The 14,658-nt window shown below is 39.5% G+C and carries 14 protein-coding genes; 5 read left to right on the top strand and 9 right to left on the bottom strand.

The features are described 5' to 3' along the window. Positions 1–107: 107 nt before the first annotated feature. The 3 genes from pruA to SLH46_RS08715 all read left to right on the top strand — a co-directional run bounded on the left by pruA (position 108) and on the right by SLH46_RS08715 (position 2,867). Positions 108–1,745 (top strand): L-glutamate gamma-semialdehyde dehydrogenase, encoded by a 1,638-nt coding sequence (gene pruA / locus SLH46_RS08705; protein ID WP_320280784.1) that lies wholly within the window; start codon positions 108–110, stop codon positions 1,743–1,745. Positions 1,746–1,846: 101 nt separating this feature from the next. Beyond that, positions 1,847–2,155, top strand: coding sequence for an FtsB family cell division protein (locus tag SLH46_RS08710; protein ID WP_320280785.1), 309 nt, complete (start codon positions 1,847–1,849; stop codon positions 2,153–2,155). A gap of 121 nt (positions 2,156–2,276) precedes the next feature. Next, complete coding sequence (locus SLH46_RS08715; RefSeq protein WP_320280786.1) at positions 2,277–2,867, top strand: YqgE/AlgH family protein; 591 nt, start codon at positions 2,277–2,279, stop codon at positions 2,865–2,867. Between the two features lie 7 nt (positions 2,868–2,874). Here SLH46_RS08715 and SLH46_RS08720 read toward each other — a convergent pair whose 3' ends face one another. The 4 genes from SLH46_RS08720 to SLH46_RS08735 are packed head-to-tail and all read right to left on the bottom strand — an operon-like array spanning position 2,875 to position 6,099. Beyond that, positions 2,875–3,711, bottom strand: a complete 837-nt coding sequence (locus tag SLH46_RS08720) for an aminotransferase class IV (RefSeq protein ID WP_320280787.1) — start codon at positions 3,709–3,711, stop codon at positions 2,875–2,877. A gap of 3 nt (positions 3,712–3,714) precedes the next feature. Continuing rightward, positions 3,715–4,326, bottom strand: a complete 612-nt coding sequence (locus SLH46_RS08725; RefSeq protein ID WP_320280788.1) for a rhomboid family intramembrane serine protease — start codon at positions 4,324–4,326, stop codon at positions 3,715–3,717. Next, entirely contained in the window at positions 4,326–5,327 is a 1,002-nt protein-coding gene (gene holA / locus SLH46_RS08730) for a DNA polymerase III subunit delta (RefSeq protein WP_320280789.1), read from the bottom strand. Before holA ends, SLH46_RS08725 begins: the two co-directional genes overlap by 1 nt. A gap of 1 nt (position 5,328) precedes the next feature. Further along, complete coding sequence (locus SLH46_RS08735) at positions 5,329–6,099, bottom strand: AMP nucleosidase (RefSeq protein ID WP_320280790.1); 771 nt, start codon at positions 6,097–6,099, stop codon at positions 5,329–5,331. A gap of 116 nt (positions 6,100–6,215) precedes the next feature. On the opposite strand from SLH46_RS08735, the gene SLH46_RS08740 reads away from it, so the two are divergent. Next, on the top strand, positions 6,216–6,656 hold the full coding sequence (locus tag SLH46_RS08740) for a type I restriction enzyme HsdR N-terminal domain-containing protein (protein WP_320280791.1): 441 nt from the start codon (positions 6,216–6,218) through the stop codon (positions 6,654–6,656). Positions 6,657–6,848: 192 nt separating this feature from the next. Here the strand turns inward: SLH46_RS08740 and SLH46_RS08745 are convergent, their stop codons facing one another. The 3 genes from SLH46_RS08745 to recR all read right to left on the bottom strand — a co-directional run bounded on the left by SLH46_RS08745 (position 6,849) and on the right by recR (position 10,123). Continuing rightward, positions 6,849–7,376: a GNAT family N-acetyltransferase gene (locus tag SLH46_RS08745; protein ID WP_320280792.1), complete on the bottom strand. Its 528-nt coding sequence runs from the start codon at positions 7,374–7,376 to the stop codon at positions 6,849–6,851. A gap of 20 nt (positions 7,377–7,396) precedes the next feature. Next, complete coding sequence (locus SLH46_RS08750) at positions 7,397–9,352, bottom strand: glycosyltransferase (RefSeq protein WP_320280793.1); 1,956 nt, start codon at positions 9,350–9,352, stop codon at positions 7,397–7,399. A gap of 144 nt (positions 9,353–9,496) precedes the next feature. Beyond that, complete coding sequence (recR, locus tag SLH46_RS08755) at positions 9,497–10,123, bottom strand: recombination mediator RecR (RefSeq protein ID WP_320280794.1); 627 nt, start codon at positions 10,121–10,123, stop codon at positions 9,497–9,499. Between the two features lie 150 nt (positions 10,124–10,273). Between recR and SLH46_RS08760 the strand changes: the two genes are divergently transcribed. Continuing rightward, the gene (locus SLH46_RS08760) at positions 10,274–10,846 is read left to right on the top strand and encodes a hypothetical protein (RefSeq protein ID WP_320280795.1); all 573 of its coding nucleotides are present in this window, start codon (positions 10,274–10,276) and stop codon (positions 10,844–10,846) included. A gap of 83 nt (positions 10,847–10,929) precedes the next feature. Here the strand turns inward: SLH46_RS08760 and SLH46_RS08765 are convergent, their stop codons facing one another. Beyond that, positions 10,930–13,206, bottom strand: coding sequence for an NADP-dependent malic enzyme (locus tag SLH46_RS08765; RefSeq protein ID WP_320280796.1), 2,277 nt, complete (start codon positions 13,204–13,206; stop codon positions 10,930–10,932). A gap of 262 nt (positions 13,207–13,468) precedes the next feature. Further along, complete coding sequence (locus tag SLH46_RS08770) at positions 13,469–14,554, bottom strand: MraY family glycosyltransferase (protein ID WP_320280797.1); 1,086 nt, start codon at positions 14,552–14,554, stop codon at positions 13,469–13,471. Positions 14,555–14,658 lie beyond the last annotated feature (104 nt).

Consider the following 14,658-nt stretch of genomic DNA (forward strand, 5'->3'; position numbering starts at 1 on the left):
ATGACTGATTTTTGTCACTCCTGATTTTTGTTATGCTTTTCGCGAAACCGATTTTTTAGATTTGCAAAAACTGTACGAGATAACAACAAACAAATAAAAATAGTATTATGCCAAAAGGGATTTACAACGTACCGGTTGCAAAAAACGAACCGGTTTTGAGTTATGCTCCGGGAACTCCGGAAAGAGCAGAGCTGCAAGCAAAATTACAGGAACTTCGTTCTGAAGAAATCGACCAGCCAATGGTAATTGGAGGGAAAGAAGTTTTTACTGACAGAAAAGTAAGAATGTGTCCTCCACACGAAATTGCGCATACATTAGGGTATTTTAACCAGGGTGATGCAAGTCATGTTGAGATGGCTATTGATGCTGCTTTGGAAGCGAGAGAAGAGTGGGCAAATTTATCGTGGCAACACCGTGCATCAATTTTCCTTAAAGCCGCCGATCTTTTGGCAGGTCCTTATCGTGCAAAAATTAATGCAGCATCGATGTTGGGACAATCAAAAAATGCTTTCCAGGCAGAGATTGACGCAGCTTGTGAGTTTGCTGATTTCTTACGTTTTGGTGTTCAGGTGATGACTGATATCTACAAATTACAGCCTGAATCAGCTAAAGGAATCTGGAACTACAACGAGTACCGTCCCTTGGAAGGTTTTGTTTACGCATTAACTCCGTTCAACTTTACATCAATCGCAGGTAACCTTCCTGCAGCACCTGCCATGATGGGTAACGTAGCTGTTTGGAAACCTTCGAAAACTGCTGTTTATTCAGCTGGTGTAATCATGGAGATTTTTAAAGAAGCAGGTTTGCCAGATGGCGTTATCAACCTTGTTTATGCTTCAGGTCCTGTTGCTGCCGAAACAGTGTTGACTCACCCTGATTTCGCAGGTATTCACTTCACAGGTTCAACTGCAGTATTCCAGAGCATTTGGAAAACCATCGGTGAAAACATTTACAAATACAAATCATATCCTCGAATCGTTGGCGAAACTGGTGGAAAAGACTTCATCTTCGCCGATAACACAGCGAAAAAACGCGAATTGGCAATTGCCATGTTGCGTGGTGCATTCGAATACCAGGGACAAAAATGTTCTGCAGCGTCAAGATGTTACGTTCCTGCAAGTATCTGGCCAGAAGTAAAAGAGATTTTTGGTGCTGAGCTGGCTACCGTAAAAATGGGGCCGGTTGAAGATTTCACCAACTTCGTGAACGCGGTAATCGACGAGTCGTCGTTTGATAAACTGAAAGGTTTTATCGATCGTGCAAAAGAAGACGAAGATGCTGAAGTGATCTTTGGAGGAAACTGCGATAAATCAGTAGGTTATTTTGTTGAGCCAACTGTTATTCTGGCTAAAAAACCAGATTATATTACTATGCAGGAAGAGTTGTTTGGTCCGGTTCTTACCGTTTATGTTTACGAAGACGAAGACATGGATGCAACTTTAGATTTAGTTGATAAAACATCGATTTATGCACTTACAGGTGCTGTTTGGTCGCAAAGTCGTTACAATATCGAAAAGATTTCAAAACGTTTGGAAAATTGCGCCGGAAACTTCTACATTAACGATAAACCAACTGGTGCTGTTGTAGGTCAGCAACCATTTGGTGGCGCTCGTGGTTCGGGTACCGACGATAAAGCAGGTTCTATCTTTAACATGCTTCGTTGGACTGCAATCCGCACCATCAAAGAAAACTTTGTACCACCGGTAGATTATACATATCCGAACTTTCAACCGGATAATGAATAAATATTAAGGTTAAACTGTTGAAAAAGGGGAGTCGGAATTATTCGGTTCCTCTTTTTTTTGATCGTTAAAGATTCTACTTTTGTATGCAATATTTAGGAAACATGAAGAAAGGTATATTTCAATCCGGATTTTTTAAAACGATTGGCAATAAGTTTGTTATTGCTTTTGTTCTTTTTGCAGTCTGGATTATTTTCTTCGACGAAAACAGTATTGTTTCTCACATCCAAAGCAAACGTCAGCTAAACGAGCTAAAGCAGCAAAAAGAGTATTACCAGGAACGTATTACTTCCGATCGGCAAAAACTGGAAGACCTGAATAAAGGTAAAGACGAGCTGGAAAAATTTGCGCGCGAACAGTATCAAATGTCAAAACCCGACGAAGACGTTTTTATCATTGTAGAAGAAGAATAGAAAGGTACTTAATCTAATTTTTAGCCCCGTTTAAAACATTCTGTTAACAATTCCGTTACAAGGTATTAGAACAATTGCAGGTATTTGATAGCGAATATAAATTTCTTATATTGCTTTTATAATGAGTGAGAATCTTGACATATTCAAAATAAAATCGAACAATATTGCACCGCAAAAAGGGCGTATTTTGATTGCTGAACCATTTTTGGCCGGTAATTATTTTAACCGTTCGGTGGTGTTTTTGGTGGCCTATAGCAATAAAGGAGCCGTTGGATTTATTTTGAATAAAAAGGTCGATTTTCCTGTTCAGGATGTCTTTCCTGATTTCCCCGATTTTAATGCCGATGTTTATCTAGGAGGCCCGGTTTCAACTGATTCTGTGTATTTTATACATAAGCTGGGAGACAAACTTCCGGGAAGTATTCATGTGATGGGCGACTTGTATTGGGGAGGCGATTTTGAGGTTTTAAAAAGAGATATTCGCAGCGGAAAGATTAATTCATCTGATATCCGTTTTTTCCTGGGTTATTCGGGCTGGGATGGTGGCCAGTTGGAAGATGAATTAAAAGAAGATTCGTGGTTGGTTACCGATGTTGAACAGGAGGATGTGATGAAAGACCTGAGCGAAACTTCGTGGTTCGATTTTGTTAAAAAAGCCGGACAACGTTACTCCGTGTGGGAGAATTTCCCTGAAAATCCATCACTCAATTAGAAAAATTTCATTTCTGATCTTCAACTTTATTTTCTAAAAAGCGATTTAATCCTGAATATATTTGGTCGGTATAGTTGTGCACGTAGCGCCGGTTCTCAAAACCCAAAACCCATTGAATTCCTTTTGTTTCGGAAGCAAAGAAAATTTCGTCCATTTCCAGCAGGTGTTTTACTTCAATAACCTCGGTTTCTACCACATTCATTTTTAGTTTGCTTGCCAGTCGAATTATTTCCGGACGAATAACATCTGAATAGCAGCCTGTTTGCAGTGACGGTGTATAAAGGACATGCTCTTTTATCATAAAAAGATTCGCAGAAATGCCCTCACAAACAGCTTGCTTTTCATTGAGAATAATCGCTGCCTGATTTGCTTTGTCGTTCATTTCTGCACCAACTAGTTTCCAGAATGTTGCTTTCGCAAATCTCGAGTTGTTGTTTTGCGAAAAACTTAACAAATTAGAGTCTGATATATTTATAAGCAATCCTTGCTCATTTGCCTGGAAATTGAAATCCTCAAAAGCTTTGCAGGTAATCAGGTAATCAATTTTTTCTTCTGCGATAAAAAACTGGAATGTGATAAGCCCGGTTCGGTAAAAACGGTTTTTATTCAGCATTCGTTTTATCAGTCGGAATAACTCACGTCGGTTTTTAAACAGATCAGGAATATTATGTCCGAGTTGTTTGAATTCATTTTCTAAAATATCCAGGTTTTCATCGAGAAGTGGAATGCCTCCAAAACCAAACCAAATGCTGTGTTTGTGCATGTCGGGAGTAGTTAACAGAAAAGGGGTAAGATTGGCTTCTGTTGCTTTAAGAATGTTGTTATTTGCCAGAATGTAGGCCATAAACTAGAGAAACGAAAACAAGTTGTCGATAAAACGAGAGAACAAATCCGGCTTCAAAAGAATTGGGAAAATAAAACCAAAAACAGCTCCCAAAAAGTGGGCGTCGTGCGCAACATTATCCGATTGTCGTTTACTCATTTGGTAGGAGTAAAAGAGGTAGCCGGCAGCAAACAAAATGCCTGGAATGGGAAGCACCATAAATAAATAAAGCGGCTCCCATGGCTGGAAAAATATAGTTGCAAACAAAACAGCAGAAACAGCTCCCGACGCGCCAACTGCATTGTAGTAATAGTTGTTTTTATGCTTTATCAGACTCCATATATTCGAGGCTAAAATGCCCCCAAAATACAGAAGCAGAAAATACGCTGTGGCTTTATTTCCAAAATAGTAGCCAAAATAGAGGATTGTGTTTCTGCCGAAAAAATAAAGTACCAGCATGTTTACACCCAAATGCGACCAGTTGGCATGAATAAACGCATGACTCACCAGACGGTAATATTCTTTGCGGTGGATAATTTGCGCGGCATTAAACTGCAGCTTGGCAGACAACTCGCGGTTTTGAAAGGCGATATATGAAATAACGGCAGTTACGCCGATGATGAACCAAACTATCATTAGTGTAAAATTTTATAGATCATTTCCTTTTGCAGGTCTCCTGTTTCAACCATTGTTGACACGTTGAAACCCTTACTTTTCATGTCGTACTCGCGCAAAATACCCATAATTTCGTATAGTTTGGTCGGAGAGTAGCGCTTGGCTGCCATCACATAATCTTTTACAAAGAAGGGATGAACACGAAGTTCGGCAGCAACATTTCGTTCCGATTTATCTTTTAGGAAATGATACGTAAACAGTTTTGAGAAATAGAAATACAAGCCGGCAACGGTTTTCTGTATTGGGTTCAAGGTTGGATTCGATCCAAAATAGTTGATAATCCGGTTGGCTTTTAAAACATTCTTTTCGCCCAAAGCATTTTGAAGTTCAAGAATGTTAAATTCTTTGCTCAACCCGATATTCTTCTCAATATGTTCGGGTGTAATTTTAGTGGTGTCTTTAACCGCAATTACCAGTTTGTTCAACTCGTTTGCAATTTTACTTAAATCCGTTCCCAGATACGAGGTGAGCAACAAGGCGGCCTGCGGTGTAATAGTGTAATTATGAGCTCTCAAAAAGCTATCGATCCAGCCCGGAATTTTGTTCTCGTACAGTTTTTTTGAGGTAAAAAGTACACCATTCTTTTTTATGGCTTTGGCCAGTTTTGTTCTCGAATCCAGGTTCTTGTATTTGTAAGCCAATACCAAAATGGTTGAAGTCAGTGGTTTTTCTGCATACGAAGTCAGCGTGTCGATTTTGCTAAGACTTTGTGCTTCTTTCACAATAATAACCTGTTTGCTGGCCATCATCGGGAAACGTAACGACGCTTCAACAATTGTTACCGGATCCGAATCTTTTCCATAAAAGATGGTCTGGTTAAATCCTTTTTCTGCATCGGTAAGTACATTGTCTTCAATATAATCCGAAAGCTCATCAATAAAATAGGTTTCTTCACCCTGCAACAAATAAATGGGGTGGTAGATGCCTTTTTTTAGGTTTTGCAGTATGTCGCTATACTCCATTCTAGAATCGTAAATGTTTTACAGAAAGTCCGTGGTTTTTAATTTCCAGCAATGCATCGATACCGGCCTGAATATGACGCTCTACATACGACGAGCTGACGTATTTGTCACTTGCGTCGGTTTTTACGCCCGTTGAAATCATCGGCTGATCGGAAACCAGTAATAAAACTCCGGTTGGTATTTGGTTGGCAAAACCAACGGTAAACAGGGTTGCTGTTTCCATATCGATTGCCATCGCCCTTGTTTTTTTGAGGTATTTTTTAAATCGGTCGTCGTATTCCCAAACCCGGCGGTTAGTGGTTAATACCACACCTGTCCAGTAATCTTGTTCCGAATTACGAAGAATGTGTGAAACCGCACGCTGCAAGTTAAAGGCAGGAAGTGCCGGAACTTCAGGAGGCAGGTAATCTGACGATGTTCCGTCGCTGCGAATAGCGGCAATAGGCAGGATAAAATCTCCCAGTTGATTTTTCTTTTTTAAACCACCACATTTTCCAAGGAACAAAACAGCTTTTGGATGTATTGCACTTAGCAAATCCATCACAGTGGCTGCGTTTGGACTTCCCATTCCAAAGTTGATCATGGTAATTCCTTCGGCAGTTGCACTGGGCATGTTTTTGTCGGATCCTTCAACCGGAACCTCAAATTTTTTTGCAAAGCGTTCAACGTAATCCTGGAAATTTGTGAGCAAAATATATTTGCCAATTTCATCTAACTTTTTACCTGTATATCGCGGTAGCCAGTTGTCAACAATTTCTTTTTTCGTCTTCATAAGCTGAATTATTCTACCTTTGAACAAATAGGAATACAATTGGTTTTAAGGCGAACACAAATGTACATTTTTCGAGCTCGCCAGCCAAGTTGAGTTAATAAGTTATTGAGAAGATTATGTACAAACTGAATTTGCCGGAATATACTTTCCGAACAAAAACAGAAAATGATAAAACCTTCATATTTGATTCGATACGGAAAAAGTTTGTGGTACTGACACCGGAAGAGTGGGTGCGGCAAAACTTTATTCAATATTTGATACATGAAAAAAGCTATCCGCAGAATTTAATGGCTGTAGAAAAGCAGATAAAAGTTAACCAGCAACAACGTCGTTTCGATTTGCTTATCTATCAACGCAACGGAAATCCACATTTAATAGCTGAGTTTAAAGCTCCAAACGTAAAAATTACCCAGAATGCTTTTGATCAGGTGGTGCGCTACAACATGGCTTTACGTGTTGAAAGGGTAGTAGTGTCGAATGGATTGCAGCACTTTGCCTGTGCTATCGATTACGAAAAGAACAGCTATTCGTTTTTGAAAGAAATTCCATCGTTTTAAATTATTTTTTGCACCGTTCTTTAGAGCGGTGTAACGAAACAAGATGGTGACCATGATTTTTTAGGATTTTGGTAAACTTCAAGTGACCAAAATCCTAAAAAATCAGATTAAGGTCGACTAATGCAGGTCACCGCCTTGAAAGACGGTGCAATAAATAGTATTCGCTTTGATTGAATTCTTAAATAGAAGATTTTACCCCAAAAACTTCTGATAAAACAGTTCATCTTTCCAGCCTGAGAACGTTTTTATCCAGTCTTTTTTGATACCGTTTTGAGTAAATCCTGATTTTTCGAATAAGTGAATACTTCCCAAATTGTCGGATGTAATATTGGCGTACAATTGTCTTAATCCAAGAAATTCGAATGAATATTTTGATAAAGCTTCTAGCGCATCGCTGGCGTAGCCTTTTTTGCGGTCATCGCTTTTGTGAATCAGAATACCAACTCCGGCCCTCATGTGATAAGGCTCGAAATCGAACAGGTCAATTGCCCCGACTGGCATTTTATCAGTTGTTTCTATCACCAGCCGAAGCTGTTTTGTTTCGTAAATGTCTTTTGCCGATTGTACCAGGTACTGCACAAGAATATGTTTTGAAAAAGGAGTTTTTGTATTGCTCACTTCCCAAATCTCAGTATTGTTTTCCCATTGGTACAAGAGGTCAATATCTTCCGGTTCAAGGGGCCTGAGTACAATTTTTCCGAAATTAAGTTTTTCCTTCATCTTTAGTCGTTTTTGGTTGATCAACGATCGAGGTGTTTCCAGGCTTTCAATAATAATTCAACGTCAGAAAGTACATTGTAATCTTTTGCATACAACCGGTTCAGCTGGATAGATTTTTCTTTATCCAACTGAAGTGTCGGAAACATATCACCCGGATTTAAAACTCCCTCTTTAATCGATGGAAGTTTGCTTTCATCTGCAACGCCGGGAATGTATCCGATCCAGGATTTCTTCCCGGAAATTACGCTGAAAATATTTGTAATGAAGTTTCCTTTTTTTGAGGTGAACCAGATTAAAACCGGGCTCAGACATAAAATCAGTATTGAAGTCACCAGATCCAGTAATCTTTTTCTGCGCTTATTTCCTCTTTTTGAAATGGCATTGAGATTCACCACGTATAAGTCGCCGGCAGTGTGAATGGAATTACTTCCGATGATACTAGCACTTTCGGGTGGTGCAATTTTGTAGTCAATATCCAAACGGCTAAGATCGAGCATGGCTTTAATGATTTCGGCCGAGCTAATGTTTTCTGCACAAAAAACAATTTCATCAATGCGGTTAATTCGAATGATCTCTTCCAGTTGGCTCAGTTCTCCCATATAATTTTTGCCTTTATCGTTACCGTCGATGGCAATAAATCCTGCCAGTTGCGATCGAATCCGGGTTTCTTCCAGAAGCTGTTGAATTCGGCGTGCTTCTTTCGAATGCCCCACAATAGCAATTTTACGGATACGCTGCGAGTAAAGTCTGAAATCGCTCAGTTTTAGCCAGTGCCCCAACAAACGGTATGCGATCAGGATAATTCCCGACCAGGCAGTGCCAAGTAGAATTAATGCACGCGAAAAGCGGTATTGTTCATCAACGAGCGAATAAGCCAGCAACAACGAAATTAATCCCCAAAGAACACCACGGCTTACTTTGTAGATGCTCACCGGCTTTTTATAACCACCGGAAAACAAGATGCCAAAGAGAAAAAACAAGCTGTAAACCGGAACCACAAATTGCATAAATTCGGGCGGGTAATAATCGGGCTGATGAAACCGGAATTGTTCCCATGATGGAGTGATCAGCCAGAATCCGGCGAAAATTAGCATAGCATCAACGACCGGAATATAGATTTTTTGCAAAACACGTTTTGAGGCTGATAACAACGCACGGAAATAAATGGCCAGGTGAATTAACAAAGCAAAAACATTTGCTTTACTTCCCGAGAAATGTTTGCGAGCAAAAATTACCATCGCATTGTAAAATACCTTCACGTAATTCAGCGAGCCTTTTTTAGTACTTTCTCCTTTATAATGGATAATTGTCGTTTCGGGATAGTAATAATTTTTATATCCCCCTTTTTGAATGCGGTATGATAAGTCGATGTCTTCGCCGTACATGAAAAAGGTTTCGTCCAGCAAACCAACCTTGTCGAGTGCCGATTTGCGCAGTAACATAAAAGCACCGGCCAGCACATCAATTTCATGAACTTCATCCATGCTAAGGTAGGAGAGGTGATATTTTCCGAATTTACGTGATTTCGGGAAAAGCTTCGAAAGACCAAACATTTTATAAAATGCTACCCAGGGAGTTGGCAATCCTCGTTTTGATTCGGGCAGAAAAACACCTTTGCCATCGATCATTTTAACGCCAAGTCCTCCGACATCGGGATGTGCTTCCATAAAAGAAATCACTTTTTCAAAGGTATCTTCCTCAACAACAGTGTCAGGATTTAGCAGCAACATATATTTTCCATTTGCCTGCAGAATGGCCTGGTTATTGGCTCGTGAGAAACCCACATTTTCAGTGTTTTGAATAAAAGTAACATGGGGGAATTTCTCATTGATCAACTGCGCAGAGCCATCAACTGAGTTATTATCAACAACAAAAACTTCGCCTTGCACGTTCTTTAAAGCCTTTTCAACCGAGTGAAGGCACTGTTCCAGAAAATGTTTTACGTTGTAGTTGACAATAACAATTGAAATATCCATTTTTCAGAGCTGGAGTTTCCGAAAAGACTGGTTCTGTTTTAGCAGTCAGTTTTCGAAAACGACTTTTAAGGTTGCATAATAATGATTCTCAAATGTAAGGTTTCCTTTTCATAACGAAAAAAATCCGGCTTTCTGATGCGAATTTTATTTTCCCAACGAACTTTCGAAAGGAACGCGATTCGTTAGTGAACGTCCAAGTGTGATTTCGTCGGTGTATTCCAATTCGTCGCCAATCGAAACTCCTCTCGCCAGCGTAGAGATTTTTACTTCTCTACCTTTCATTTTTCGATAGATATAGAAGTTTGTAGTATCGCCTTCCATAGTTGTTGAAAGCGCCAAAATAATTTCGACGACTTTACCTGAATCTACCCTTTCAATCAACGAATCGATTTCCAGTTCAGCCGGCCCGATTCCATCCATCGGTGAAATAATACCTCCCAGAACATGGTAAAGTCCGTTAAACTGGTGCGTATTTTCCACCGACATTACATCGCGAATATTCTCCACCACACAAATTACACTTTCGTTGCGCGACGGATTAGAACAGATCTGGCAAGTTTCGCTATCCGAAATGTTATGGCAAACTTTACAGTGTTTTATTTCGTTTCGAAGTTGTATCAGGCTGTTGCCGAATGAGTTGACTTCTTCTTTGTCTTGGCGCAAAAGGTGCAAAACCAGGCGCAAAGCACTCTTCCTTCCTATGCCGGGTAATTTTGAGAATTCGTTTACAGCCGCTTCCAATAGCCGCGATGGATATTTATCGATATTCATAGAAGCAAAAATAGTGTTGAATTTTAAAATATGATACGAGAAAGCAATTTTTCGCATAGAGATGTCTATCCTGACTTTTCCATGCGTAATTCATTGCATCGAAACCTAAATTATACGTATCTTATTCAGATAAAATTAAATCCACTTACAATGAAAATTTCATTTTTACTTTTCATGCTTATTTTCGTTACAGTTTCAGTATTTGCACAAGTGCAGGATACAACGGCAGTTGACCAGCAGGAAGAAACAAATTTACCCAAGCCAAAACTGGACAAAAGCAGAATTTATTATGGCGGTTATGTTACGATGAATTTTAGTAAGAATTACAGCGTGATTGGTGCGCAGCCACTGGTGGCGTATAAACTTACACCAAAATTGTCGGTTGGAACTCAGCTATCGTACGAATATATTAGCGACAGCCGATACATCGACGATCAGAATGGTTCGAATTATGGGGCCAGTATCTTCAGCCGCTATCGCGTAACACCACGATTGTATGGGCATACCGAGTTTTCGTTAATGAGTTATAAGTGGTTTTATTCGGATGGTGATGAAGATCGGAAACTTGCTCCGATGTTTTATGTTGGTGGTGGTTACAGTCAGCCCATATCACAAAATACATGGTTGAATATTCAGGTTTTATTTGATGTGTTGAATCACGAAAATTCGCCTTATAAAGACTGGGAACCCTATATTAGTGTAGGATTTGGAGTGGGATTTTAACGAAAGGGAAAAAGTTACCAATGATAAAACATGCCGGAGTTAATAGATTTCCGGCATGTTTTATTCTAGAAAAAAGTTTAATCTTAATCAAGACTACTTTCCTGTGCGTCGATAACAGCAATGGCTGTCATGTTAATGATTTCGCGCACGGTGCTGTCGCGTTGCAAAATATGGATGGGTTTTTTCATGCCCATCAAAATCGGCCCGATTGCCTCGTAAGGGCCAAGTGCCTGTAAAATCTTGTAGGTAATATTGCCTGAACTCAAATTGGGGAAAATAAGCGTATTGGCATCCTGATCGCCCAATTTATTAAAAGGATATCGTGAATAACGCAATTTACCGTTTAAGGCGTAATTGGCTTGCATCTCGCCGTCAACAATCAAATCCGGATTCTTTTCCTGTAACATTTGCACAGCTTCTTTTACTCTTATTGGGCTGCCTTCACCTTTATAGGCTCCAAAGTTGGAGTACGACAGAAGTGCAATGCGCGGTTCGATATTAAACTTGCGAACTTCGGCCGCAGTAAGTAAAGTGGTATCGTACAGCGTTTGCGCTGAAGGATTCATATTAACTGTGGTGTCGGCCAGGAATAACGGGCCACGTTTTGTTAACAGCATATACATACCTGCGATGTGATTGTATTCCTTTTTTACTCCAATTACCTGCAACGTAGGACGGATGGTAGAAGAGTATTTTCTGGAAAATCCTGAAATAAATGCATCTGCTTCGCCTGTTTCCACCATCATCGAACCGTAATAGTCGCGATTCATCATTTTTTCCACCGCTTCATTGTAGGTCATACCTTTGCGTTTACGTTTTTCATAGAGGATTTTTGCAAAATGATGACGTTTTTCGTCGCTTACCGATTCACAAAGATCAATAATTGGAACATTGTCGATATCCAGTTGATTTTCTTTAATGAGCGCATGAATTTTTTCTTTGTTACCCAGAAGAATTGGTTTTGCAATTCCTTCGCGGATAACAAATTGAACAGCTTTCAGAATGCGAAAACTATTTGCCTCTGCAAATACAATACGTTTTGGATTTTGTTTGGCCTTGGTACGAATCGCCATTATCAGTCGGTTGTCGATTCCGAGGCGTTCGGTGAGTTCACGTTCGTAGGCTGCCCAGCTTTTTATCGGTTTCCGGGCTACACCGGTTTCCATTGCGGTATGTGCAACGGCAGAAGAAACGGTAGTGATCAACCGCGGATCAAGCGGTTTGGGAATAATGTAGTCTTTGCCAAATACAATGTTGGTCATATTGTAGGCCTTGGCAACCATTTCCGGGACATATTCCTTGGCAAGTTTCGCCAGCGCTTTGGCAGCCGCAATTTTCATTTCTTCGTTTATTGTTGTTGCTCTAACATCCAAAGCTCCTCGAAATATAAACGGAAAGCCCAACACATTATTAATCTGATTGGGGTAATCGCTACGTCCGGTAGCCATAATAATATCTTTACGTGCTGCTGTAGCATCTTCATACGATATCTCGGGATTTGGATTGGCCATTGCAAAAACAATTGGATTTTTAGCCATCGACTTAACCATTTTTTTGCTGACAACACCAGCAATCGACAATCCAAGAAATACATCGGCATCTTTCATGGCTTCTTCCAGGGTATTTATTTTTCGGCTGGTGATAAACTGCTGTTTTACTTCGTTCAGATCGGTACGTTCGCGGTTGATCACCCCTTTGCTGTCGACCATTACAATGTTTTCAGGCTCAACGCCCATGCTGATATATAGCTTGGCACACGACACGGCGGCTGCTCCCGCGCCGCTTACCACTACTTGTATATCTTCAATGAGTTTCTTATTCAACTCAAGTGCATTTATAAGAGCAGCTGCTGATATGATTGCGGTTCCATGTTGATCGTCGTGAAAAACAGGAATATCCAGTTCTTTGCGAAGTGTTTCTTCAATTTTAAAACATTCAGGTGCTTTTATATCTTCCAAATTAATACCTCCAAAAGTTGGAGCAATTGCCTTGACTACTTCTATTAATTTGTCGGGATCTTTTTCATCAACCTCGATGTCGAAAACATCTACATCTGCAAAAATCTTAAATAGCAGTCCTTTTCCTTCCATAACAGGTTTTCCTGCTTCCGGACCAATATCTCCCAGTCCCAAAACAGCTGTGCCGTTTGAGATCACTGCTACCAGGTTCCCTTTGGAGGTGTATTTATACACATTCTCCTTGTTCTTTTCAATTTCGAGGCAAGGTTGTGCGACCCCCGGCGTATAGGCCAGCGAAAGATCGTATTGTGTATTATGTGGTTTTGTTGGAACAACCTCTATTTTTCCAGGTCTGTTTTTTTTGTGGTAGTTCAGTGCATCGACTCTACGGATTTTAGGCATGGCAGTATGTTTTATGATTTCTTATAAATGTAAAGAAAATGCACTGCCCATAAAATGTTATTGGTCAGAAATAAAAGTGTTATGCAGCAAATGTTTAAAAGGGATTAATGATAAATTATTGATGGGATTTTAAGGTATTAAGTTGGGGGATTAGAGGAATCAAATGTAACTAGAAAGGCGTTAACCGAAATGTTGAATTTCAATTAGCGCCTCTTCTAAGTTCTTCGTTTTCTAAAACGAAAATATGTTGAACTCTGAATTTTTATGCAGGATACGCCTTCTTAGTTTTTCTTGCTTCTTTACGCTGAAGTAAGTATGAAGGAATGAATGAGAAAACTAAACCTAAACCGAAAATAATTATAAACTGCAGATTAACATTTAGTCTCAAATGATTAAGTCCAAGGGCAATTGCGATTAAAATAACGTTGCCGGCTAAAATAGTAAAAGTAACTTTTAGGTGCGAATTAAGCAGCGAGAGTAAACGATGATGGATATGATTTTTATCCGGAGAAAAAGGTGAACGACGTTGTCGGATTCGTATAGTCATCACTCTTAAAGTGTCAATAAGCGGTACAATAATAATGGCAAAAGAAACGGCTGGAGCTCCTCCTATTCTGTATGGTTCTGGTGCAGTTAGATTCAATTCGTTAAAATAAATAACCATCACAGAAATAAGCATCCCAATGATAAGCGATCCTGTATCGCCCATAAACAGTTTATTGGTGTGTCCAAAAACATTGTAAAGAAAGAAAGCTGCCAAACTTCCTGCTAATGCAAATGCCATAATTGCCAATACATAGTTTCCACTTAAATAGAACCAAGTTCCATATACAGTTGATGCCAGTATGCCTAGCCCAGATGCCAGTCCATCAACACCATCAATAAGGTTGAAGGCATTTATAATAACAATCATGGCAAACAGGGTCAGCGAAAAACCAGTCAGTCGGCCAATGTTGTATTCGCCTAACATGCCATGTAAACCTGTAAGTTGAATATTCCCAAAAACAATTAATAGTACGGCAGCAATTAGCTGAATAACAAGTTTCTTTTTTGCAGAGATGACCATTAAATCATCTTTCAGACCGATAAAAAACATTAATAACACAGCGGCATAGATATATTTTAGCGAGTCAAATTTTAATCCGTCGGTAGCAAAAATACTACTTAAAGTAAAACCTATAAAAATGGCAACTCCTCCCAAAGGCGGAACTATTTTTGTGTGAATTTTTCTTTCCTCAAAGGGTTCAAAGAGGTGTTTGGCTTTAGCTATACGTATGATTGGTGGAATGGCAACCAAAACTAATGCGAAACTGAGTATAAGTGCTGAAAGGATTAAAATTATTTCCATATATTCTGTGTTGGTTGTTTAATTGGTCATTTAATAGTTTTAGGTCCTACATATTCACAACATTTAAAACGGGTCCTGACATTAATATCTTCACTACAATATAA

It is taken from the genome of Draconibacterium sp. IB214405, from assembly GCF_033963885.1.
Lineage (GTDB): Bacteria > Bacteroidota > Bacteroidia > Bacteroidales > Prolixibacteraceae > Draconibacterium.